The following is a 23,046-nucleotide window of genomic DNA, read 5'->3' on the forward strand; positions in this document are numbered from 1 at the left end:
TGTAATAACATAAACAAACTGTTGGTGGTGAGCTATGGTAAAAATAAAACCTTCTTTCAAACCAGTTTGTTAGAAAGAATATTTGAAAAGTAAGAAGGGAGGGATTATAAAGTTCTCGAATAATAACAACAAAATTGGAGAATATATTATGATCCCTATTACGGAGATTTTCTGCTTAATTGATGATTTTTGCAAGCATTTTGATACGGAGCAAAATAAATATATATTACCAAATCCTAACCGTAAGCGTAAAGTAGTTTGCAGTATAGGACTCTCAGAGATTATTACTATTATAGTAATGTTTCACTTGAGTCACTACCGTACCTTTAAAGATTTTTATTTATGCTGCCTATGTCAAAGTTATAGAAAGGAATTTCCAAAACTTGTGAGCTATAGTCGTTTTGTTCAGTTAATGCCAATGAGCTTCATGCCCATGGTGTTATACCAATTGCAATAATTAACACGGTGTGTTTATCCAGTCTCTATACATAATTGATTTTACTAAATCTACATTATGAGCAAATTGATTCCAAGCGTAACAAGCCATAGTGACGATATCTTCATATACACCATAACATTGGTTAGACAAGAAATGATTTTTGATCCATTCCCAAACTTGTTCCATTGCATTAAGTTCCGGTGCATAGGGCGGAAGCGGTATCAAAGTGATATTGCTTGGCACAGTTAGTTTTTTGGCTGTGTGCCAACCTGCATTATCCGTTAGTAAAGCTATATGTCGGTTGCCTTGAATACTGCGAGAAAGCTCTTCTAAGAATTTATTCATTGCCTGTGTGTTTGCATATGGTAAAATTAATGCAAAAGCTTCTCCTGTATCATGGCAAGCAGCTCCATAAATATATGTTGAAATGAATTGCTGTTGCCGAACTTTACGGGGTCTAGTGCCACGCTTAGCCCATATACGAGTTAAGCTACCTTGTTGCCCAACTCGAGTTTCATCCTGAGACCATATATCAACTTTACATCTATCGATATTTTTTGGTAATAATTTTGTTAACATGTCTGGGAAGTTTTTTTATATGTATTTTGAGTCTCTTGATTTGACTTTGGATGCATTGAACGAGAAGTAATCCAGCTAAAACCAAGGCGGTGCATAGTATTGTAGACTGTTTTTAAAGCGCATTTAGCACCATATTCCTCAAGTAACATGATATGTAGCTCCTTTCCAGTTATATACCCACCAGTTTTACTTTCACTGAGCGTATTGATTTTATCAAAAAGAGCAGACTCTTGTATAGTGTTAATCTTCCTAGGGGCGCCGCTTCTTTGTGATTCAAATAATCCTTCAAAACCATGATTCCTAAATCTTCTGAGCCATGATTGCACAGTTTTCCAGTGTGACTTCACTATTTCAGATATGGCTTTTAAAGATTTGCCTAATTGAAGGTGATACATCGCCAATAAACGTATACGATTTCGACCATGCGGCTCATGTTTCATCATTTTTATAAAATCATGACCATGAAAACCTTGTGGTAATATTAACCTAGCCATTTGAGTACCTTTATCAGTTAAAAACCCATTTTACACCACTGCGTTAATTATTGCAATTGGTATCAGGAAAACAAACTGGTCAATATTATATCGACTCTACTAAACTTCCTGCTTGCCATAATTTAAGAATTAATAGACATAAAGTATTCAAAGACATAGCAAAAAGAGGTAAGACTTCCACTGGGTGGTTCTTTGGTTGTAAGCTACATATTGTCATTAACAGTTGCGGAGAGATTATGAGTTTTTCTTTAACTCCAGGAAATGTTGATGATAGAGCAGTGGTAGAAAATTTAGTAGATAAATTACAAGGCTGGCTTTTTGGTGATCGTGGGTATATCAGTAAAAAACTCACTCAATCCCTTGCTAATCAAGCTTTAGAACTAATAACAAAAATTAAAAGTAATATGAAAGAAAGAATAATAGATCCTATTAAAAAGCGGTTTTTAAATAAAAGGTATATTATTGAAACCATTAACGATCAACTAAAAAACCTTTGTCATATAGACCATACAAGCCATAGATCTGTTATGAATTTTCAAACTAACGTATTAGCTGGACTGCTTGCCTATGTTTTTAAGCCTAATAAAATTTCTGTAGCTTTTGGAAAATTAAACAATCTCAACCTTCCTCTTACATCAAACTGAGGTTAATTCAGTACCTTGTAAAAACTTATCACGTATATATTCTACTAATGTATAGGCAAGGCTTGACAAAATTAGTCTGAGTTGATTATCCCACCATTTATGGCATGAAGTGCGATCGGCAAATAGCTCTAACTGTTGCTCTTTTATACGATTTTCCATATCTCCACGTGCACAGTAATTTTTATCATATAAATCTTCTGGCTTACCTGCTAAATTAGTTACTATATATCTTGGATTCTCACCAAGGCTAGTTACTTCTGATTTACCAACTATCTTACGATGACGACTCCAGCTATCAGCTTTATATTTAAATTCACTAAAAAAGCGTTGCTTCTCTTTGCTAATTGTGAAGGCTTCGTTAGATTGTTGCATCAATGGCTCAAGCAGCTTGTTGAGTCTAGTATTTTGGGCTATTCCGACTATATATTTTACATTATTTTCATCACACCAATCCAGCATCTGATGACGACAAAATCCACCATCACCACGAAAAATAATCTCTACTTCAGGCCACGATTGACGAAAACGCTTGACTAATAGAGATAATATTGCCCAGCTATGCTTTGCTTGTTCTAGCTTTGAGCTGCGAAGATTGCTTACTAACAGCTTTTTTCCACAAAAAACATATAAAGGTAGAAAGCAATTATGACGATAATATCCATGATAAAACTTCCCCTCTTGATTGCCATAAATTTCATCATCAGTGGCATCAAAATCAAGTATTAATTGTTTCGGCACGGTTTTACGAGATTCGACAAACTTGTCAATCATCACCTTATGAGCTTTAAGAGCAAATCCACGATCTACTTTTATTTTCTAAACGGCATAAAGTAGAGCTACTAGCCATATCGTCCAGTGTGTCTATACTTGTTTGCAAAGCTGGACATTTTCTTAAATTATCGTGATCATTTAAATCTTCATAACCAAGAGCAATACCATAAATACGCTGTTTGAGCATTGTTAAAATAGTATGAGTAATTTTATCAGAATCTCGCTTATCAGGAAAAATCTTAGCCAGTTCATTAGTTAGACCAAGTCTTTTATCTGCTTCTCTTAGCAATAATACACCTCCATCGCTACTAATATTACCTCCTGTGAAATTTATTTCTATTTGACGATTTTTTACTTTCGATTGGTAAATTAATCCTGTACAATTTGTCATGGCAAAACCCTCTATGTAATCTTCTTTTAACACTGATATTATATAGTATTACAAGGGTTTTGTCTCTATTCTTTCATGCAATATTCAGGTTAAGGCATTGCTTAAAAACTAAATAGCAGTTTAATTGTTATTAATAATTTCGTTCTATAGTTTTATTAGCTCTGCTTTTTTGGTTAAGGATTCTATGCCATTTAAGTCAGTAGCAGTTACCCATAGTTGTAATCCTAATTCTAGGAAAAGATCAATTAAATATTCTCGCCTTTTCTTGTCAAGATGGACAAAAACCTCATCTAACAGTAAAATAGGCATAGCGATATTTTCTTTAATAGAATAATTAACTTGGGCAAGTATTATTGCAATGAGCATAGCCTTCTGTTCACCGGTAGAGCAGTGTTTAGCTGGGGCATTTTTTTCTTTATGAATAACTATAAAATCACTTCTATGAACTCCAAAATTAGTACGATTAGACATTCTATCACGAATACGACAGCCCACTAATTCATTTTTTATAAAATCTACATCTATATCATAATTTTTTGATATTTTTTCTTCTATAACCCCATTAATTGATAAAACAGCTTTAGGGAACTCATTATCCAAATCATCAATGGTTTTTTGAATATGCTCTAAAATTTTTAACCTATTAACAGCAATTTGAATTGATAATTCTGCCATTTTCTCTTCAATTACTCCAAGCCAATTTGTATCAACTTGATCTTGTAATAGGATTTTACTGCGTTCATGCATATAATATTCATATTTAGTCACTATCCCTGCATGAGATGGATTAAAATTATACACAATCCTGTCAAAGAATTTACGTCTATCACTAACACCAGAAGAGAAAATACCATCCATTTGGGGAGTAAGCCAAATCATAGCAGAAAACTTGCTCAATTCATTATTTTGTATTTTAGCACCGTTAAATTCTGTAAGTCGCCTATTAGATTGACGTTTTAAATTTGTTGAAATTTCAACTAGTCCAAGTTTACTGTGTAGTAGCCCATAAGCCGAACAATGATCTGCCCCTCTTTGACAAACATCATCTAATTTTGCTGATCTCAAACCTTTACCAGGAGAAAATAGTGATATTGATTCTAGGATGTTAGTTTTACCACTACCATTTTCTCCTATTAATATAACAGGGTTATTACCAGTGTTAATTTCTAAATCCTGAAAATTACGGTAATTTAGTAGCTTTAATTTTTGTAAGTAAATATTATTAATCAATAAATTGTCTTCCCACCACTTTTAAAATTCTGATGAGCCTTGTTTAATTTTTTAAGAAATTCTGGAGAATATGATTTAATGTCACTTTTTGCTCCACCTTCATATTGTGTAGCTAAATCCATCCCGCCTTTAATCATATTATAAGCAAAATTTTCTTTTTTTGTTTCTCCAGCTATTTTTTTAGGATTCATAAATTTATAAACTTGGTATAAAGCAAAATTTTTAACTAAACGCCTTGCTTCCAATCTAGATTGACGACTTATACCATGTAGATTGTCTTTTGATTTTATCAAGCCTCGGTTAGATTCTTTTACCAATTGTGAATGTTGTTGCATCAAGTAACTACTTACTTCCGTAACATTCTTACTGATAAGTTGTTCATCAACTTTAAGATTTAATTTCTTGTTATTAAGTTTACCTAAATATTTTTGTATTAATATGATAATCTGCGTCTGTAATTTTGTTAGTTCCATTGTTTGTTCGTTAAGACAAGCTAATATTTGTTCTATCTCCTGCTCGAAAGCGTCGTTTGCACTTAACTCATTGAAAATTTCCATTGCCTCATCGGATCCAAGTTCATCATCATTAGTGATACCTGCCAATGCATCCTTAATTTGGTCTGCTAATTTTCTAGAATCTTGCGGTTTTTTGTTATCTGTTTCCATTTGTTAGCCTCCTATTTACCAATTACTCAAACTAAGCAAATCCAGGAAAAGGATTAGAATTACTTTAGTTATTGCAGGCAGCCTCCTGCCTGCTAGCTAATCATTATTGAGTAGTAAAGTGTCCTCTATAAGTTCTATATAACATAATCCCTTGACGCTCTTCAATTATAGTTTTGCATAATAAGGCTGAGTCAATAGCTTTTTGTCTTTTAGTAAATTTGTATTCTTTTTCTGAACATAACTCACTTATACTAATATTCTGCCAAACAAGTCCATCAAAAATTTTTGCTTTAATATAACCGCTTGATTTTAAATTCTCATAATCCCCTTTATTAAGGCTTAATGCATCGTCATTTAACAAAAGCTTAACATCCCCAACATATGAATTTACTATATGATCAACATATTTAATATAGACCTTACCGGTTAGTTCTATCGTGCTAGGTATCATAATCTTCTATCTTGGTTTCTGAGATGGCTCAATAGACCTCTTGCATAACCTAAAGATAATTGAGGAATTTTTAGGAAAAACGAAGTCGAGTACCGCAGCGTACTAAGATGTACGTGAGGAACGGAGACGAGTTTTGACAACAAAATTACCAATTAGATTAGGTTATACAAGAGGTCTAATAACTTCTCCTTAAAAATGATGTAATATTGGATCTTGCTCATCATATTCTTTTAACATATAACCACGCCCCCATACTGTATCAATGTAGTTTGTACCACCAGCAGCATCAGCTAATTTCTTACGTAATTTGCAAACAAATACATCTATAATCTTAATCTCTGGTTCATCAACACTACTATACAGATGATCTAAGAACATCTCTTTATTCAATACTGTTCCTCTACGTAAGACTAATAATTCTAAAATAGCATATTCCTTATTTGTTAAATGAACCTTTTTGCCATCAACTTCTACAATTCTGGTATCAAGATGAATACTTACCTTGTCAAACCTAACCACTGACTCAGAATGTCCTTTAGAACGACGAACAATTGCATAAATACGAGCAATTAACTCTTCGCGGTTAAATGGTTTTGTGATATAATCATCTGCCCCGCATGTAAGCCCTTTGATTTTCTGATCAACTGTAGTAATACCTGATAAAATCAATATGGGCGTTTTTACTTTAGCAGAACGTAATCTTAGCAATACTTCGAATCCACTAATGTCTGGTAGCATAAGATCTAAGATAATCAAATCATAATTATAAACTCTAGCTATCTCTATTCCTTCTGTACCAAACTCGACCACTTTGCAAATAATTCCCTCTGAAGCTAACGTTAATTCAATAGAACTAGCTATGTCACTATTATCTTCTACTAACAATACCCTCATTACGTCTTTCTCCTTAACAAATTTTTCTTTAGTAATTTATTCTTTTTGTTACACGCTATGTTCTCATTTTATCTCCATAAGAGCAAGTAATTTTATTAAAATAAATTACAAATATTAAGCTGTTGCGAACATTCTTCTTTAAATAAGTAATTTTTGTCCTTTAATCAGCAACAGTCTATTTATTATACCGAAGTCCTGATATAGTCAATTGATGAGAATTTGGTAACGTTGTCACTTAATGCTCACCTATTACTTATAGGCGTCCTAACCCCAAATTCTACTGAATTGACTATAATCGATAACTCCTGTAAATTTTACATTTTACATAGCTGAATTTGATATAACAAGTTATATTTAAATTTTATTAACATAACCTATAGTTAACCATATTAGTATTTAGCCATAGTATAGTCAATTGATGAGAAGTTGGTGACGTCGTCATCCGTCGCTCTCCTAGTCCCAAATCCTCCTGAATTGACTATAAATTTGCTTTGGGTTAGCTATAGATTGACTTATGCAGAAAGTTTATTGATTCTTATTACGTATACTCATATATTCTATAATAACGCATGTTGCCAATTACTATAAAACTTATCTAAATTAAGCCTTATTCTTTTTACGCGTTCAGCGATGATTATCGAATATATTGTTTTAAGAGTGATCTCAAAATCATCATTAATAACCACGTAATCATAATATTTAGCATATTGTATTTCCTTGGTTGCCAATTTTATACGCAACTCTATCGCTTCTTTACTATCTTGCCCTCTATTTTGAATTCGTTGTTGCAAAATACTAGGAGTTGGTGGCAGAACAAAAATTGTAATCACATTTGATAAGATTTTTTTTATGGATTTTGTACCTTGCCAATCTATATCAAATAAAACATCTAGCCCTTGACTTAGTAGCTCTTCTACAACTTTTTTAGGCGTTCCATAATAATTATTATAAATATTTGCATATTCAAGGAATGCATCTTGTTCAATTAATTTATTAAATTCCTCTTTGGTCTTGAAATAGTAACTTACTCCATCAATCTCACCTGTCCTAGGTGTTCTGGTGGTTGCAGAGATGGATAATCTAAGATTACTGTCTATTTTTAAAGCTGCTCTTGCTAAGCTGGATTTACCAGCAGCCGAGGGGGAAGATAAAATAACAGTTAATCCTTTACTTTTCAGAGATAGTACCATATTTATTATTCTTTTATAACAGTGACTCTGAATATACTCGAATAATCTTTTGATTGAAACGAAAAAGTAAACAGATTACCCTTACTAAAAAATTGTTTCTACACAAATCTTTTTAATTACAGCCTTCTGCTTTATAAAGAATCAATAAATTTAATTGCTGGTGATATTCTTATATAACAACAAAATTTTATCTTTTAACATTAATTTTTGTTTCTTCAACTGTTTGATTTTAGTATCATCCTGCAAATGTAAAAATGCAGCGTTTATTAGTCTTTGTAAATCATCATGTTTTTTTTGTAAGCTTTGTATATGATTATTGATATTCATTTTTAAACTCCATAATCAGTTAAAAACTAAGATTTCTATAAGGTTAACTTTATAAAACCAAATACTATTTTAATACAATATAATATACTTTAAAAGGAAAAAATATAACTATGACTGCTAATAATAAAAAAAAATTGCTTGTGGCAATCTCTGGAGCTTCTGGAGCCATATATGGTATAAGGTTACTTGAGATTTTACGGCAGTTAAATATTGAAAGTCATTTAATTATCTCAAAATCTGCCCATTTGACTATACTACATGAAACAGATTACTCTATACAACAAGTACAAGAGCTAGCAGATTATTATTATAATCTTTCTGATATTGGTTGTAGGATTGCTTGTGGTTCTTTTAGGACATTTGGTATGATCATAGCTCCATGTAGCACGAAAACTCTCGCCTCAGTTGCTTGCAGCATTGAGGATAATTTAATTAGTAGAGCAGCAGGTGTTATACTGAAAGAACAAAGAAAATTAGTCTTAATGATTAGAGAAACTCCTTTACATAGGGGGCATTTAGAGAATATGTTGAAAGTAACGAGTTATGGCGGGATAATTGCTCCTCCAGTGCCGGCTTTTTATAACTTACCAGAAACCTTGGATGATATAATAAATCACTCAATTGCTCGAGTGCTTGATATTTTTGACATTGATACTGGTTTAATAAAACGTTGGGATGGGTTAAAATAACCTGATTAGTGTTTGAAAAATCTGCCCACTCTTGTCATTTCTGCGAGTTCTTGTCATATATGGACGAGTGAATTTGTCAACAAAGAAAATAAAAAAATAGAGCCACAAAGGAAGCGGTCATATATTCGGCATCGAGTGCCATAATGGTTTCTGCATTCTTATAAATATCCTTGAGTGACCTCTCATTCCCACGGCTTCTAGAGCCTCGACATAATTACGGATTTTATTCAGAATACTTATTCATTAACTCTTTAACTTTCGTTCTCTTTATTGTTACTATTCTTTACTCGCAATATTTATCAATTACCAATTTTTATTTAGTTGACATAGTTTCTTCTTTTTTCTCAACTAAACTAATTTGCAACATATTCGCTACCATTGGTGACTACTGCATAAGCAATCCTTGCTAACTTATTTGCTAAACCAACACATATAATATTATATGATTTATTTTCAGCAAATTTCTTCACTGCCCACTGCACTAGTTTATCTTTCGATTCCTTACCACTTTTTGCTCTTATTGCTATTGTCCTTGCGGCTTGAATCAACATAGTTCTGGCATATCTATCTCCCTGTTTGGTAATCCCTCCTAAAACTATCTTATCTCCTGAGCTATGTTGCTTTGGTACCAAACCAAGCAAAGCAGCAAAATCCCTCGGGGTTGGATAACTTTCCATTGGGGCCACACTCAAACAACTAGCATTGATTGCTCCAATGCCAAAAATTGTCTGCAACCTAGTAGCTTTCTCACTTTGCTTATTATTGCTGATAATCAGCTTTTCTAAAGTTTTCTCTTTGTCACATAAATCCTCAATTTCTTTACATTCTAAAAGTAAAATTGACCGTATCCCAGAATTTATATAACCTTTACTATACGCTAACTCTACCTCCAGCCTACATGATTTGCAAAATTTATTTTTACTTAATTTTGTATTATAGCCATATTTACATAAACTTGATATTGTAGAATTAGTTTTTTGCACACGATCTCTGATCGTATTACTTCTAATTTTATGCAAAAATTTTATATCTTGTTCCTCTTTGCTTTTTGGCAGCACAGTTTTTAATTCTGGATCACGAGCCGCTTTGCATATTGCTAACGCATCGTTATAATCATTTTTCTGTTTCGATGTAGCATAAACTTTTACATCTTTTGTTTTCATTAGTTTGACTTGCAAACCAAGCTTAGCAATTTCCTGTGACCAATAATTAGCTCCTCCACATGCTTCCATAGCTACCAATGAACTTTTATCGAGATTGCTTAAATAGGCTATTAACTCATCTCTTGTAACTTTTTGATAACCTATTTTTTTGCCATTTTGATCGACTTGCACCAAGTGCATACTATTTTTTGCTAAATCTATTCCTATTATAGTATTTTTTATGCTATTATTTATCATGGTATGGACCTATTAATTAAATTATTATTTAATTAATAGGTCCATACCATCATTCCCGCATAGGCAGGAATCTGAGACCCCTGCTTACGCAGGGGTGACATAAAAAGTAAATTGTCATTCCCACGTAGGCGGGAATCTAGATACCTGCTTACGCAGGTATGACACCAAGTTAAGTAGGGATGATATTAAGTCGAACGGAGATGAGGCAAACAGAAGCTTCGTTGACATTCATAAATTCTACACGGGTTTACGTGGTTTTCGAAATTTATCCAAAACTATTATATTATCTACTGAATTAGATTTACTTCTAGAATCAACAGTTCTCTTAATTATTTCTCTTTTTTTTGCGTCCGATAATTGATTAGATTTAATTATTTCTGGCTTAAATTTTAGGCTATAACCACTATTAGGATCAATAAAGCTGATCAGAGAATCAAATGGTACATTAATCGTTTCTTTGATGCCATCAAAACTAACCGTTACGGAAAAGCCATTATCCCCTACAATTAAATCCTCAAATTGATATTGCATTACTATAGTTATTTCTTCTGGATAACGTTCTTTTATCCTAGAAGATAATACTACGGCAGGATTGTCAGTTCTATAAGAGATATACAAGAGTTGATTCATCTGCAACTTATCTGTACGAATTCTTGCAAGAATCTTTTTTACAAACTCAAACATGCATTCGTTAAGAAATTGTTGATATGAGATATTCATAGTTATAAAATAAATAAAATAAAACTAATAGTAAAATCTATTGAATTAGATTTTCAATATTTTTGAATCATCCTAAAACTAAGTTCAGGATGGTTTGCCAATACTCAATCTAATCTAATTAAATTACTAAGCGGGGCTTTTTCTGTTGCCCGGTTAAGCCCCAAACCGCGTAGGATTAAGCAGCTAGTGCTTGATTTCCTACGAAACGTTCATTATCATTTGCGTTTCTTTTTTTAACCCAATGACACAAGGTCCGGCGGAATTATACCGAGTAAAAATAATTTTTTTATTAAGCACGTCGATCCTATTTCGCCCCCATAAAGCATTGTTCACAAATATATCACAACTTTCTGGTGGAAGCGCCGGGTACCGCCCCCGGGTCCGCAACCTCTATTCTAAATCACGTTTATTACCATAGCTGCAAAAGCAGCAATTCTATGATACATCAATTATAACGGAGTGTAAAGGCTAATTTCAACCAGGGCTATCTGATATAGTCAATTCAGGAGAATTGGCTATATTTGCCTCTTATAATAGGTAATTTACTTTATAAATAGTTGACTTCGTAATAATATACCATTGCTAAAATAAATTCCCTATAGGTTGCTAATGAAAAATCATAGAAAATGATAACGAAGCCATGCGGTTTTTAAGGAGAAATTTTTTAGAAAATTAGTCATTTTTTATAGATGCGACAAAACCAGGAAAAGTTATTGACTCATAATTACTTTGCAGTATATTTTTTCCTTTAATAAGGAATAATTAATAGCTATATGAGAATTTTTATTACTATTTTTACATTAATATTTTGTTTTTCAACTTATACTATTGCTGATAGTTCAAGTAGTACAGTGTTAGTTACTGGATCAACTGGTGCATTTGGAGAGGCAATTTGCTTATCTCTGGCATCAGAAGGATATAATTTATTAATCACTGGCAGAAATGAGAAAAAATTAAAATCTCTCAAAAATAAGTTACAAACAAAATATCCAAGTACAAAAGTTGAAACACTAAAAATAGATTTTTCTGATTTTAAAACTATTAAAGCTGCAGCAAATAAAACAGACGGAGTATCACTCAAAGCAGTTGTGCTGATTGGTCCAAGACCATCATTACGTAAAAATGGTTTTCCAAGTACACAAGAATGGTCTGAAGAATTTCAAAAAACTTTTATTGCTCCACTTGAAGTAGTGCGTATATTTGGAGAGAAGATCGAAAATAATTGTAGTATTGTCAGAACGCCCTCGCAAAGCGAGGGGCTTGACGGTTATGAGCAGCCCAAAGGGCTGCCATTGTTAATTAAAATTCTCCTGATTCGTCAGAGCCTAAACTATCAAGTTGCTCTTGATTCTTAATGTAGTGTTTGATCTGATTCTCTTCAAATCCTACAGTTGAGACCGCATAACCTCTAGCCCACAACTTTTCTCCATTAAAATTACGTTTTCGTCCACCAAACTGCCTAGCAACGGCTATAGCACTTTTCCCCTTGATATAGCCTATTACTTCAGCTACAGAATATTTAGGAGGAATCTTGATGAGCATATGCACATGATCTTGTACCATATGCCCCTCTATGATCTTGCTCCCACGTTGAAAAGCTAACTCATGGAATACGTTCCCAAGATATTTTCTAACCTTCCCGTACAATTCTTTTTTACGACACTTTGGAATAAACACAATATGATATTTGCAATCCCATTTAGAATGATTTAAACTTTCGTATGTTGTCATATATTTTCTCCTTTGACCGTCAAGCCAAAGAAGTTATATATGATAACTTTTTATTTTATACTAAATCTAAAGGCCAAGCCTTGATGGTCTCACTAGTCAAACTAGTGGCTTACCTATCATTGAGTTATAATATCAGGTAGTAGTTCTAAAAATTATTTGCCTAATTATCAGAATACTAATGTATTACGGCTTGCTTGGATAGGTGAAGTAAAAAACCTTGTACAATTCTTTGCTGTTCGTAAAATTCGTGTTAATGCAGTCTCTCCAGGTATAATTTTAACTGAGTATCACAAGAAGAGAATTGAGGAAAAAGCTAAGTTGAATAATACCACTTTTCAAGCACAGCTATCTTTGGATACAGCGACTATACCTCTTAGATCATATGGGCATACCGACGATGTAGCCAATTTAATATCTTTTTTACTTTCAGATAAGTCTGTACACCTAAATGGCTCAAATATTCTACTTGATGGGGGGGGGAATCTACTGCTTATTAGGGATAGTAAATATTTTTAGTGATAATATTCCCTGGTTCTTTTGCGATTCTAGGCTCTGTGAACAAAATTTTAATTGTTTAGATTTTGTTCACAGAGCCTAGGAGGCTACCTACGATAACTAATTAATTATATTTTGAGCTATAGTCAATTGATGAGAAGTTGGGGACGTCGTCACTCATCGCTCGCCTATTACTTATAGGCATCGCTCCTGCTACCCAATTCTCCTGAATTGACTATACATTAAAAGTTGTCAACACTTTTCGAAATAGTGCTATACAAGCCGTCTTCTCTCTTAATTATATCATATTCTCTTTGGGCTATTGAATCGATAAAGTGAATATTACCTGATATACCAATATATGGAGCTGTACTATTCAACGCTGCTAAAAATCGTTCTTCCGTAAAGTTAGTATCTATATATTTTGATGTTATTTTTCCCAAATCATAAGCCACAGCGTGCATGAAAGATAAATGATTAATGCCTATATTTTTAGCTCTCTCTATTATATTACTATTTACAATATTTAATGAACCAGTGAAGATAATATCCACCGGTTCAGAATAATCAATATTTATTCTGTTATCACCTATTATAATTGCTTTTTTATCTAAATTATGCTTATGAATACTATCAAAAAGCAAATTTAGATTTTTACCATCATCCGACAGATAAATTACAGGTTTAGTTTCTGTATCCTCCATTTCATTTAAATTATCAACAGTATTTGAGACATTTAACACTGCTTTTTTTATTGATTCTGGTATATTAGCATAAAATTCACTCCGCACTAAGGTAGAATTTTTCTGAATTAATATATTTTGAATAAGTTGATTTGTTGTTTGTGCATGACGCCCTGAAGGTAGCAGGGCAATAAAATTTTTATAATCATTATCTGCAAAGTAATTAATTATTTTTGTAAGTTGCTTTGATGGAGCATGCCCAAATACAAAAAGTTTCTGGTCTGCCAATACAGGATTATTAGACATGGTAATTATAAAAATGTTATGCGTTTTAGCTTTATTGGCAATTAGAGAAGTAAGGTTTGAATATAATGGTCCTAGAATAATTTTTGTTTTACGAGCTAATATTTTATCCATTGCAGCAAGTACCTGCTGCTCATTAGAGCCATCATAAGAAGTGACATGGACATAAGTTTTTAAACCATCTTCTAGACCCATTTTAATTAATTGGTTATATTGCCTACCTAATGTAGAATTTTCTCCCGTTAGAGGCATTAAAATTGCCACTTCTAGAGTTTCTTGTACAACTTCTTTCGTTGTAGGAGTAACAATAGCCTCTTTATTAGATTGGCAAGAAAATAAAGAGACAAGACATATAAATGATAAGGTGATATTTAAAAATTTTTGCTTTATACTGTTCATAATACTTACTTTATCTTAATTAGGGATAATTGGCAATTGGGGTTAATTTATGATCTTTAAACCAGGACTATATATTGTTTCAACACCTATTGGTAACTTAGATGATATAACATTTCGGGCTTTAGAAGCACTAAAAAACTCTACAGTAATACTGTGCGAGGATACCAGAATATCAAAAAAATTACTAGTAAAACATAATATAAAGACCAAGTTACAAGTATATAATGATCATAGTGATAATCAGTCAAGAGAGATTATCTGCAAGCTCATTGATAATGGAGAAATAGTCAGCCTAATATCTGATGCTGGAACACCGTTAATTTCTGACCCTGGTTATAAACTAGTTAGGCAGTTGAGAAAACTTAATTATCACATAGATGTTATACCTGGCGTTTCTGCATTAACCACCGCTATACCCATTTCTGGATTACCGTCAGATCGTTTTTTATTTGCTGGATTCTTACCAAAAACCATTGAAGGTAAAAAGAAGATTTTCACAGAATTAGCTAGCATAAAAGCAACTTTGATTTTTTTTGAAACTGCTAGCAGAATAGAGCAATCGTTACATACGGCTCTTGCTATTTTGGGCAATAGAGAAATATGTATAGCACGTGAACTTACTAAATTGCACCAAGAAGTAAAGTCAGGATTAATAGAAAACGTTATAAATTTCTATAAACAGAATATTATCAAAGGAGAAATAGTATTGCTAATTTCCGGTGTTTCTGAAGAGACTAATGCAGCTAATCTAGCAGATGACTTAGAAAAATTTATACATTTGTACTTATCTAAAGGATGGAGTGCCAAAAGTATTACAGATGCGGCTAATGAAAATTTCGGCAAAAGCTACAGTAAGAAAGAAATATATGCTATAGTGAATAAAATCAAGAGCTTGAGTGAATAATTCACCTGACGCATAACCCATGGCAATTTAAAAATTGCAGAAAAATACAAGACGTTATTAGCGAGGAGGGCGAAGCCCCTTTTCGTAATGACGCATAGGCGTTAGTTTAAGAAAATAAAGTAGAAAAGTCGTCTATTAGCGAGCCACCGTAGGTGGCGTGGCAATCCATTTCTAATCACTTTTCTGGATTGCTTCGTTGACCTTACGGTCTCCTTGCAATGACGGTTTCTTAATTATTGTACTGACGCTTATGCGTAACGACGCTGATTGATGTGCTGATTATTCAACGTCAAAATCAAAATACTTATCTTCCCGACTTCAGTGTTGTTGTGCCAAAAAATGTCTGACAGAAGAGGAAATGATAAAATTTGCAGGCACAACAAATTATTTATTTTAGTTGTCGCTACACATATTTGTTCGAATATAAAAATTTCAAAATAATCCTATAATAATTATTAGCTTTACTACTTGATTATTTCTTTTACTCTCCTGATGATATTAGCCTGGATATTGCATGAAGGTGGTATTTATAAAAATAAAATGGCAATATCGCTTATAAGTGGTCATGGATATGTTAATTTTCACTTAAATTAACCTCAGTTTGATGTAATACCAATTGCAATAATTAACGCAGTGGTGTAAAATGGGTTTTTAACTGATAAAGGTACTCAAATGGCTAGGTTAATATTACCACAAGGTTTTCATGGTCATGATTTTATAAAAATGATGAAACATGAGCCGCATGGTCGAAATCGTATACGTTTATTGGCGATGTATCACCTTCAATTAGGCAAATCTTTAAAAGCCATATCTGAAATAGTGAAGTCACACTGGAAAACTGTGCAATCATGGCTCAGAAGATTTAGGAATCATGGTTTTGAAGGATTATTTGAATCACAAAGAAGCGGCGCCCCTAGGAAGATTAACACTATACAAGAGTCTGCTCTTTTTGATAAAATCAATACGCTCAGTGAAAGTAAAACTGGTGGGTATATAACTGGAAAGGAGCTACATATCATGTTACTTGAGGAATATGGTGCTAAATGCGCTTTAAAAACAGTCTACAATACTATGCACCGCCTTGGTTTTAGCTGGATTACTTCTCGTTCAATGCATCCAAAGTCAAATCAAGAGACTCAAAATACATATAAAAAAACTTCCCAGACATGTTAACAAAATTATTACCAAAAAATATCGATAGATGTAAAGTTGATATATGGTCTCAGGATGAAACTCGAGTTGGGCAACAAGGTAGCTTAACTCGTATATGGGCTAAGCGTGGCACTAGACCCCGTAAAGTTCGGCAACAGCAATTCATTTCAACATATATTTATGGAGCTGCTTGCCATGATACAGGAGAAGCTTTTGCATTAATTTTACCATATGCAAACACACAGGCAATGAATAAATTCTTAGAAGAGCTTTCTCGCAGTATTCAAGGCAACCGACATATAGCTTTACTAACGGATAATGCAGGTTGGCACACAGCCAAAAAACTAACTGTGCCAAGCAATATCACTTTGATACCGCTTCCGCCCTATGCACCGGAACTTAATGCAATGGAACAAGTTTGGGAATGGATCAAAAATCATTTCTTGTCTAACCAATGTTATGGTGTATATGAAGATATCGTCACTATGGCTTGTTACGCTTGGAATCAATTTGCTCATAATGTAGATTTAGTAAAATCAATTATGTATAGAGACTGGATAAACACACCGTGTTAATTATTGCAATTGGTATTAATAGCCTATTTAAACAATTTAATGAATGTGGATTGCCACGCTCACATACGTTCGATTGCAATAACCTCTTACACTTTTCTGGAATTTTTGAATTGTCATGGGGTTTATGTGTAAGATGAGTGAATTAACTATATCTAAATTAACCATAGATACCCCCCCTACTCTGAATTTTAATTATATTAACCTCAGTTTGATGTAAGAGGAAGGTTGAGATTGTTTAATTTTCCAAAAGCTACAGAAATTTTATTAGGCTTAAAAACATAGGCAAGCAGTCCAGCTAATACGTTAGTTTGAAAATTCATAACAGATCTATGGCTTGTATGGTCTATATGACAAAGGTTTTTTAGTTGATCGTTAATGGTTTCAATAATATACCTTTTATTTAAAAACCGCTTTTTAATAGGATCTATTATTCTTTCTTTCATATTACTTTTAATTTTTGTTATTAGTTCTAAACCTTGATTAGCAAGGGATTGAGTGAGTTTTTTACTGATATACCCACGATCACCAAAAAGCCAGCCTTGTAATTTATCTACTAAATTTTCTACCACTGCTCTATCATCAACATTTCCTGGAGTTAAAGAAAAACTCATAATCTCTCCACAACTGTTAATGACAATATGTAGCTTACAACCAAAGAACCACCCAGTGGAAGTCTTACCTCTTTTTGCTATGTCTTTGAATACTTTATGTCTATTAATTCTTAAATTATGGCAAGCAGGAAGTTTAGTAGAGTCGATATAATATTGACCAGTTTGTTTTCCTGATAGGCTTTTTAGCAGTAACACCATGGGCATGAAGCTCATTGGCATTAACTGAACAAAACGACTATAGCTCACAAGTTTTGGAAATTCCTTTCTATAACTTTGACATAGGCAGCATAAATAAAAATCTTTAAAGGTACGGTAGTGACTCAAGTGAAACATTACTATAATAGTAATAATCTCTGAGAGTCCTATACTGCAAACTACTTTACGCTTACGGTTAGGATTTGGTAATATATATTTATTTTGCTCCGTATCAAAATGCTTGCAAAAATCATCAATTAAGCAGAAAATCTCCGTAAGAGGGATCATAATATATTCTCCAATTTTGTTGTTATTATTCGAGAACTTTATAATCCCTCCCTTCTTACTTTTCAAATATTCTTTCTCCTAACACACTAGTTTGAAAGAAGGTTTTATTTTTACCATAGCTCACCACCAACAGTTTGTTTATGTTATTACATAATGCTTAGCATTTTGTTTGGTGCTTACGTCAAACTCAGGTTAATTAATTAGTTAGCTCCGGTAGTCTATAGTAAATTGATGAGAAGTTGGGAACGTTGTCACTTGTCACTCCTAGCCCCAAATTCCCCTGAATTGACTATAGTTTTAAATTTTTTCATACTAGATCAAATTAACAATATTTGCTATAGTATTATTTAATCTTATTTGTTATATAGCTAACCCTATTAGCAAAGAACCATTTTATGGCAATGAAGTAATCCAAACTGATCATTTTCTTGGATTACTTTGTCGCTACTAAAGTTGCTCTGAGCCATGACACCAGTTCACTATGGATAAATACTAATTAGGTTAGCTATAGATTATTATCTTTAACTTAAAACTTACAAAATTGATATTATGGGAATGAGCTTCAGTCACTTATTAGTGATCTTATTAATCATCTTAGTGTTGTTTGGTGCTGGTAAATTGCCTCAAGTAATGTCAGATCTTGCTAAAGGTCTTAAAGCTTTTAAGGAAGGAATGAAAGATGATAAGAAAAAAGATGAATAATGCTAATAGCCTTACTATTTTTACTTTATAGTCAATTCAGGAGAATTTGCTACTAGGCTATGTGAACAAAATTTTAATTGTTTAGATTTTGAGTATTTTTAAGCAAAAATTAATAAGATTTTTGCCGGAATAGTTAGTTCTATTTCAAAAAAATCTTATAATTTGCAGCTAAAAAGAGTCGAAATCTAGTAATTTAAATTTTGTTCACAGAGCCTAGGAACGATGGAACACATAGGCATCAGTTTAAGAAAATAAAGTAGAAAAGTCGTCTATTAGCGAGCCACCTTAGGTGGCGTGGCAATCCATTTCTATTCACTTTTTCTTGGATTGCCGCGTCGTCGCTTTTAGCGGCTCCTCGCAATGACGGCTTGAGGAGATAAAATCCCAACTGTTGAAAGTTAAAAAATGGCTAAAGTCTTAGTGTTACATTGTATTTATGTTCATACAATCTTTAGCCTGGATATTGCATGAAGGTGGTATTTATAAAAATAAAATGGCAATATCGCTTATAAGTGGTCATGGATATGTTAATTTTCACTTAAATTATGTCTAGATATGCAATTCTTCCTGATTTAACCTCAGTTTGATGTAAGAGGAAGGTTGAGATTGTTTAATTTTCCAAAAGCTACAGAAATTTTATTAGGCCTAAAAACATAGGCAAGCAGTCCAGCTAATACGTTAGTTTGAAAATTCATAACAGATCTATGCCTTGTATGGTCTATATGACAAAGGTTTTTTAGTTGATCGTTAATGGTTTCAATAATATACCTTTTATTTAAAAGCCGCTTTTTAATAGGATCTATTATTCTTTCTTTCATATTACTTTTAATTTTTGTTATTAGTTCTAAACCTTGATTAGCAAGGGATTGAGTGAGTTTTTTACTGATATACCCACGATCACCAAAAAGCCAGCCTTGTAATTTATCTACTAAATTTTCTACCACTGCTCTATCATCAACATTTCCTGGAGTTAAAGAAAAACTCATAATCTCTCCGCAACTGTTAATGACAATATGTAGCTTACAACCAAAGAACCACCCAGTGGAAGTCTTACCTCTTTTTGCTATGTCTTTGAATACTTTATGTCTATTAATTCTTAAATTATGGCAAGCAGGAAGTTTAGTAGAGTCGATATAATATTGACCAGTTTGTTTTCCTGATAGGCTTTTTAGCAGTAATACCATGGGCATGAAGCTCATTGGCATTAACTGAACAAAACGACTATAGCTCACAAGTTTTGGAAATTCCTTTCTATAACTTTGACATAGGCAGCATAAATAAAAATCTTTAAAGGTACGGTAGTGACTCAAGTGAAACATTACTATAATAGTAATAATCTCTGAGAGTCCTATACTGCAAACTACTTTACGCTTACGGTTAGGATTTGGTAATATATATTTATTTTGCTCCGTATCAAAATGCTTGCAAAAATCATCAATTAAGCAGAAAATCTCCGTAAGAGGGATCATAATATATTCTCCAATTTTGTTGTTATTATTCGAGAACTTTATAATCCCTCCCTTCTTACTTTTCAAATATTCTTTCTCCTAACACACTAGTTTGAAAGAAGGTTTTATTTTTACCATAGCTCACCACCAACAGTTTGTTTATGTTATTACATAATGCTTAGCATTTTGTTTGGTGCTTACGTCAAACTCAGGTTACCTATAAAACAATGACATTATCTACTTTATAGTATACACTAGGAATTGTAAAGATATATGATAGTTTCTAATTTTAACTCCAACAAAAAACTATCTACTATAATTTATTATATGAATGAAGAATAATGTAAATGAGTTTTATCGTTTTTTTTAATAAATTAGAGAGAATATAACGAACCAGGGTTAACATTGCTTTTTCTATTAGCCATACCACGTAGTAGTCAAGGTAATCCACTGCTCTTATGGATTACTTCATCGTGCTTCGCTACTTCCTCACTAATAGACGAAAAACTATCTAGAACCTTAACGTGTTAGCTATATTCTCTTCGATACTTGTACTATAGCAGGTCTAAGTAACCTATCTTTTATCTTATATCCTGATTGCATAACCGCTATGACACTATCCTGATCATATTCCTCTGATACTATCTGTGAAATTGCATGATGTATATTGTAATCAAACTTTTCTCCTAATAATGGTTCTATTGACTCTAAGCCGTGTTTTTGTAGTATGCTAGTCAGCTCACCTTTAGTCATCTCTACTCCAGTAATAATGTTAGCTATATCCCCTTCCATATTTTGTGGCTTATGCTCCAAAGCTCTAGAAAGATTATCATTAACACTGAGCAAATCTTTAGCAAAAGAAAAAATTGCATAATCTCTTGCATCTTCAATTGATTTTTCTAAACGTTTCCTAGTATTATCAGATTCGGCTATTGTCCTTAGCAACTTATCCTGCAAAATCTCAATTTGATTTTTCAAACTAACAATTTCTTGTAAGCTATCTTGTAACATTAGAGTATCAGAAGGTTGGTTTTCTACTTCATTTAATAATTGTTCCTCAGCATCAGTATCAATTTCTTGATTATTACTATTGTTCTTTTGTTGTTTTTCCATATTTACAGCCTTTTTTCTTGCAAAAATCTACTTTCTTAACATATAGTGTAAAGCTTTGTATTTTCAAGTCAATTTTAATTAAGTAATAAACTATGAGAGCTTTTGATAGAAAAAATAATCAATTACGTAACATTTCAATTGAATCTTCAGTTCTGCTTAGTGCTGATGGTTCGTGTCTTGTTAAGTTCGGCAATACCCATGTAATATGTAGTGCAACCTATGAAACAAATGTTCCGCCATTTCTACGAGGGCAAAATCAAGGTTGGATAAGTGCTGAATATGGTATGTTACCACGTTCAACTCACCAGCGTATGAAGCGTGAGTCAACGCAAGGAAAGCAGTCAGGTAGGACTCAGGAGATTCAAAGGCTAATTGGCAGATCGATGCGTACGGCAATTGATCTAAAAGCCTTGGGAGAAAAACAAATCATCCTTGATTGTGATGTAATTAATGCTGATGGCGGAACTAGAACAGCAGCAATTACTGGTAGCTATATTGCACTTCATTTAGCAATTAGATCATTAATTGCTAGGAAGATTCTTAAAACTAACCCTTTAATTAGCCAAGTAGCAGCCATTTCATGTGGTATATATAAAGGGCAACCAATAGTTGATCTTGATTATCTAGAAGATAGTAATGCCGAGGTAGATGCCAATTTTGTTTTTGCCGGCAATGGAAATATAATAGAAATTCAAAGTACAGCTGAAAAAGCCCCCTTTTCTGAAGAACAATTTTATGCTATGCTACAATTGGCAAAAAGTGCAACCTCTGATCTATTCAAGTTGCAAAATCAAATATTATTGAAGTAGCAAAAATTAATCTATCTAGATAAACAAAAGTTTACTATGGATAAATACTAATCGGATTAATTATTAGTTGTTTACTTTTTTATAAAAATACCTTAATATTTAGAAACATTAATTTTATAAAAAAAGCTTTATTTATGGTAAACTTACAAACCAAACTTAACTCAATGATAGGTAAGCCACTAGTTTGACTAGTGAGACCATCAAGGCTTGGCCTTTAGATTTAGTATAAAATAAAAAGTTATCATATATAACTTCTTTGGCTTGACGGTCAAAGGAGAAAATATATGACAACATACGAAAGTTTAAATCATTCTAAATGGGATTGCAAATATCATATTGTGTTTATTCCAAAGTGTCGTAAAAAAGAATTGTACGGGAAGGTTAGAAAATATCTTGGGAACGTATTCCATGAGTTAGCTTTTCAACGTGGGAGCAAGATCATAGAGGGGCATATGGTACAAGATCATGTGCATATGCTCATCAAGATTCCTCCTAAATATTCTGTAGCTGAAGTAATAGGCTATATCAAGGGGAAAAGTGCTATAGCCGTTGCTAGGCAGTTTGGTGGACGAAAACGTAATTTTAATGGAGAAAAGTTGTGGGCTAGAGGTTATGCGGTCTCAACTGTAGGATTTGAAGAGAATCAGATCAAACACTACATTAAGAATCAAGAGCAACTTGATAGTTTAGGCTCTGACGAATCAGGAGAATTTTAATTAACAATGGCAGCCCTTTGGGCTGCTCATAACCGTCA

General features: G+C 32.9%; 23 protein-coding genes, 1 other RNA gene and 2 pseudogenes. 9 read left to right on the top strand and 17 right to left on the bottom strand.

Annotated features, from left to right (window positions below; genetic code table 11):
- Positions 1–148: 148 nt before the first annotated feature.
- Positions 149–442: pseudogene (locus NBW66_RS11270) on the top strand (IS982 family transposase); the annotation flags it as partial.
- A gap of 15 nt (positions 443–457) precedes the next feature.
- Here NBW66_RS11270 and NBW66_RS11275 read toward each other — a convergent pair.
- Positions 458–1,018, bottom strand: a complete 561-nt coding sequence (locus NBW66_RS11275) for an IS630 family transposase (RefSeq protein WP_250310543.1) — start codon at positions 1,016–1,018, stop codon at positions 458–460.
- A complete protein-coding gene (locus NBW66_RS11280) occupies positions 1,012–1,512 on the bottom strand; it encodes a helix-turn-helix domain-containing protein (protein ID WP_250310542.1) in 501 nt (166 codons plus the stop codon). The genes NBW66_RS11275 and NBW66_RS11280 overlap by 7 nt, the downstream gene beginning before the upstream one ends.
- A gap of 47 nt (positions 1,513–1,559) precedes the next feature.
- Between NBW66_RS11280 and NBW66_RS11285 the strand changes: the two are divergent.
- Positions 1,560–2,156 (top strand): annotated as a pseudogene (locus tag NBW66_RS11285) (IS982 family transposase); the annotation flags it as partial.
- On the opposite strand, the gene NBW66_RS11290 reads toward NBW66_RS11285, so the two are convergent.
- The 8 genes from NBW66_RS11290 to NBW66_RS11320 form a co-directional block, all read right to left on the bottom strand.
- Entirely contained in the window at positions 2,148–2,930 is a 783-nt protein-coding gene (locus tag NBW66_RS11290) for an IS1380 family transposase (RefSeq protein WP_284346688.1), read from the bottom strand. The pseudogene NBW66_RS11285 and the gene NBW66_RS11290 overlap by 9 nt on opposite strands.
- A 10-nt stretch (positions 2,931–2,940) precedes the next feature.
- Positions 2,941–3,351, bottom strand: coding sequence for a transposase (locus NBW66_RS14660; RefSeq protein WP_284346689.1), 411 nt, complete (start codon positions 3,349–3,351; stop codon positions 2,941–2,943).
- Positions 3,352–3,462: 111 nt separating this feature from the next.
- Entirely contained in the window at positions 3,463–4,545 is a 1,083-nt protein-coding gene (recF, locus tag NBW66_RS11295; RefSeq protein ID WP_250312191.1) for a DNA replication/repair protein RecF, read from the bottom strand.
- Positions 4,545–5,213 (bottom strand): DUF5394 family protein, encoded by a 669-nt coding sequence (locus tag NBW66_RS11300; protein WP_250311036.1) that lies wholly within the window; start codon positions 5,211–5,213, stop codon positions 4,545–4,547. Before NBW66_RS11300 ends, recF begins: the two co-directional genes overlap by 1 nt.
- Positions 5,214–5,316: 103 nt before the next feature.
- Complete coding sequence (locus NBW66_RS11305) at positions 5,317–5,664, bottom strand: hypothetical protein (protein WP_250311037.1); 348 nt, start codon at positions 5,662–5,664, stop codon at positions 5,317–5,319.
- A gap of 189 nt (positions 5,665–5,853) precedes the next feature.
- Positions 5,854–6,558, bottom strand: a complete 705-nt coding sequence (ctrA, locus tag NBW66_RS11310; RefSeq protein WP_250311038.1) for a response regulator transcription factor CtrA — start codon at positions 6,556–6,558, stop codon at positions 5,854–5,856.
- 557 nt (positions 6,559–7,115) lie between these two features.
- Positions 7,116–7,748, bottom strand: coding sequence for a guanylate kinase (gmk, locus tag NBW66_RS11315; RefSeq protein ID WP_250311039.1), 633 nt, complete (start codon positions 7,746–7,748; stop codon positions 7,116–7,118).
- A 150-nt stretch (positions 7,749–7,898) separates the two neighbouring features.
- Positions 7,899–8,075 (bottom strand): DUF465 domain-containing protein, encoded by a 177-nt coding sequence (locus tag NBW66_RS11320; RefSeq protein ID WP_094648802.1) that lies wholly within the window; start codon positions 8,073–8,075, stop codon positions 7,899–7,901.
- A gap of 110 nt (positions 8,076–8,185) precedes the next feature.
- Between NBW66_RS11320 and NBW66_RS11325 the strand changes: the two genes are divergently transcribed.
- Complete coding sequence (locus NBW66_RS11325) at positions 8,186–8,764, top strand: UbiX family flavin prenyltransferase (protein WP_250311040.1); 579 nt, start codon at positions 8,186–8,188, stop codon at positions 8,762–8,764.
- A gap of 353 nt (positions 8,765–9,117) precedes the next feature.
- Here the strand turns inward: NBW66_RS11325 and NBW66_RS11330 are convergent, their stop codons facing one another.
- From NBW66_RS11330 to ssrA, 3 genes are all read right to left on the bottom strand, one after another.
- Positions 9,118–10,164: an IS110 family RNA-guided transposase gene (locus NBW66_RS11330; protein WP_250311041.1), complete on the bottom strand. Its 1,047-nt coding sequence runs from the start codon at positions 10,162–10,164 to the stop codon at positions 9,118–9,120.
- Between the two features lie 237 nt (positions 10,165–10,401).
- Positions 10,402–10,884: a ClpXP protease specificity-enhancing factor SspB gene (locus NBW66_RS11335; protein WP_250311042.1), complete on the bottom strand. Its 483-nt coding sequence runs from the start codon at positions 10,882–10,884 to the stop codon at positions 10,402–10,404.
- A 129-nt stretch (positions 10,885–11,013) separates the two neighbouring features.
- Positions 11,014–11,354, bottom strand: a transfer-messenger RNA (tmRNA) gene (ssrA, locus tag NBW66_RS11340).
- 303 nt (positions 11,355–11,657) lie between these two features.
- On the opposite strand from ssrA, the gene NBW66_RS11345 reads away from it, so the two are divergent.
- Entirely contained in the window at positions 11,658–12,239 is a 582-nt protein-coding gene (locus NBW66_RS11345; RefSeq protein ID WP_250311043.1) for an SDR family NAD(P)-dependent oxidoreductase, read from the top strand.
- Here NBW66_RS11345 and tnpA (NBW66_RS11350) read toward each other — a convergent pair.
- Positions 12,184–12,615 (bottom strand): IS200/IS605 family transposase, encoded by a 432-nt coding sequence (gene tnpA / locus NBW66_RS11350; protein WP_250310729.1) that lies wholly within the window; start codon positions 12,613–12,615, stop codon positions 12,184–12,186. The two genes, NBW66_RS11345 and tnpA (NBW66_RS11350), sit on opposite strands and share 56 nt — an antisense overlap.
- A gap of 129 nt (positions 12,616–12,744) precedes the next feature.
- Between tnpA (NBW66_RS11350) and NBW66_RS11355 the strand changes: the two genes are divergently transcribed.
- Positions 12,745–13,131: an SDR family oxidoreductase gene (locus NBW66_RS11355; RefSeq protein WP_284346763.1), complete on the top strand. Its 387-nt coding sequence runs from the start codon at positions 12,745–12,747 to the stop codon at positions 13,129–13,131.
- A gap of 221 nt (positions 13,132–13,352) precedes the next feature.
- Here NBW66_RS11355 and NBW66_RS11360 read toward each other — a convergent pair whose 3' ends face one another.
- Entirely contained in the window at positions 13,353–14,495 is a 1,143-nt protein-coding gene (locus NBW66_RS11360; protein ID WP_250311045.1) for a penicillin-binding protein activator, read from the bottom strand.
- A gap of 49 nt (positions 14,496–14,544) precedes the next feature.
- Between NBW66_RS11360 and rsmI the strand changes: the two genes are divergently transcribed.
- Positions 14,545–15,399: a 16S rRNA (cytidine(1402)-2'-O)-methyltransferase gene (gene rsmI / locus NBW66_RS11365; RefSeq protein ID WP_250311046.1), complete on the top strand. Its 855-nt coding sequence runs from the start codon at positions 14,545–14,547 to the stop codon at positions 15,397–15,399.
- A 3,370-nt stretch (positions 15,400–18,769) separates the two neighbouring features.
- On the top strand, positions 18,770–18,922 hold the full coding sequence (gene tatA / locus NBW66_RS11385) for a twin-arginine translocase TatA (RefSeq protein ID WP_094648787.1): 153 nt from the start codon (positions 18,770–18,772) through the stop codon (positions 18,920–18,922).
- A gap of 578 nt (positions 18,923–19,500) precedes the next feature.
- Here the strand turns inward: tatA and NBW66_RS11390 are convergent.
- A complete protein-coding gene (locus NBW66_RS11390; RefSeq protein WP_410525798.1) occupies positions 19,501–20,391 on the bottom strand; it encodes an IS982 family transposase in 891 nt (296 codons plus the stop codon).
- Between the two features lie 510 nt (positions 20,392–20,901).
- Positions 20,902–21,483 carry a nucleotide exchange factor GrpE gene (gene grpE, locus NBW66_RS11395; protein ID WP_250311048.1) on the bottom strand — a complete coding sequence of 194 codons (582 nt, stop codon included), beginning with the start codon at positions 21,481–21,483 and terminating at the stop codon, positions 20,902–20,904.
- Positions 21,484–21,575: 92 nt separating this feature from the next.
- Here grpE and rph point away from each other — a divergent pair, with 92 nt between their 5' ends.
- Entirely contained in the window at positions 21,576–22,292 is a 717-nt protein-coding gene (rph, locus tag NBW66_RS11400) for a ribonuclease PH (protein ID WP_250311049.1), read from the top strand.
- A 284-nt stretch (positions 22,293–22,576) separates the two neighbouring features.
- The gene (tnpA, locus tag NBW66_RS11405; RefSeq protein ID WP_250310729.1) at positions 22,577–23,008 is read left to right on the top strand and encodes an IS200/IS605 family transposase; all 432 of its coding nucleotides are present in this window, start codon (positions 22,577–22,579) and stop codon (positions 23,006–23,008) included.
- Positions 23,009–23,046: the final 38 nt, after the last annotated feature.

The organism is Rickettsia endosymbiont of Oedothorax gibbosus, from assembly GCF_936269705.1.
Lineage (GTDB): Bacteria > Pseudomonadota > Alphaproteobacteria > Rickettsiales > Rickettsiaceae > Tisiphia.

What these genes read in the sequence shown, in the direction of transcription:
- NBW66_RS11275 (WP_250310543.1), bottom strand. Translation starts at nt 1,018, where the DNA reads ATGTTAACAAAATTATTACCAAAAAATATCGATAGATGTAAAGTTGAT.
- NBW66_RS11280 (WP_250310542.1), bottom strand. Translation starts at nt 1,512, where the DNA reads ATGGCTAGGTTAATATTACCACAAGGTTTTCATGGTCATGATTTTATA.
- NBW66_RS11300 (WP_250311036.1), bottom strand. Translation starts at nt 5,213, where the DNA reads ATGGAAACAGATAACAAAAAACCGCAAGATTCTAGAAAATTAGCAGAC.
- NBW66_RS11305 (WP_250311037.1), bottom strand. Translation starts at nt 5,664, where the DNA reads ATGATACCTAGCACGATAGAACTAACCGGTAAGGTCTATATTAAATAT.
- ctrA (WP_250311038.1), bottom strand. Translation starts at nt 6,558, where the DNA reads ATGAGGGTATTGTTAGTAGAAGATAATAGTGACATAGCTAGTTCTATT.
- gmk (WP_250311039.1), bottom strand. Translation starts at nt 7,748, where the DNA reads ATGGTACTATCTCTGAAAAGTAAAGGATTAACTGTTATTTTATCTTCC.
- NBW66_RS11320 (WP_094648802.1), bottom strand. Translation starts at nt 8,075, where the DNA reads ATGAATATCAATAATCATATACAAAGCTTACAAAAAAAACATGATGAT.
- NBW66_RS11325 (WP_250311040.1), top strand. Translation starts at nt 8,186, where the DNA reads ATGACTGCTAATAATAAAAAAAAATTGCTTGTGGCAATCTCTGGAGCT.
- NBW66_RS11330 (WP_250311041.1), bottom strand. Translation starts at nt 10,164, where the DNA reads ATGATAAATAATAGCATAAAAAATACTATAATAGGAATAGATTTAGCA.
- NBW66_RS11335 (WP_250311042.1), bottom strand. Translation starts at nt 10,884, where the DNA reads ATGAATATCTCATATCAACAATTTCTTAACGAATGCATGTTTGAGTTT.
- NBW66_RS11345 (WP_250311043.1), top strand. Translation starts at nt 11,658, where the DNA reads ATGAGAATTTTTATTACTATTTTTACATTAATATTTTGTTTTTCAACT.
- tnpA (WP_250310729.1), bottom strand. Translation starts at nt 12,615, where the DNA reads ATGACAACATACGAAAGTTTAAATCATTCTAAATGGGATTGCAAATAT.
- NBW66_RS11360 (WP_250311045.1), bottom strand. Translation starts at nt 14,495, where the DNA reads ATGAACAGTATAAAGCAAAAATTTTTAAATATCACCTTATCATTTATA.
- rsmI (WP_250311046.1), top strand. Translation starts at nt 14,545, where the DNA reads ATGATCTTTAAACCAGGACTATATATTGTTTCAACACCTATTGGTAAC.
- tatA (WP_094648787.1), top strand. Translation starts at nt 18,770, where the DNA reads ATGGGAATGAGCTTCAGTCACTTATTAGTGATCTTATTAATCATCTTA.
- NBW66_RS11390 (WP_410525798.1), bottom strand. Translation starts at nt 20,391, where the DNA reads ATGATCCCTCTTACGGAGATTTTCTGCTTAATTGATGATTTTTGCAAG.
- grpE (WP_250311048.1), bottom strand. Translation starts at nt 21,483, where the DNA reads ATGGAAAAACAACAAAAGAACAATAGTAATAATCAAGAAATTGATACT.
- rph (WP_250311049.1), top strand. Translation starts at nt 21,576, where the DNA reads ATGAGAGCTTTTGATAGAAAAAATAATCAATTACGTAACATTTCAATT.
- tnpA (WP_250310729.1), top strand. Translation starts at nt 22,577, where the DNA reads ATGACAACATACGAAAGTTTAAATCATTCTAAATGGGATTGCAAATAT.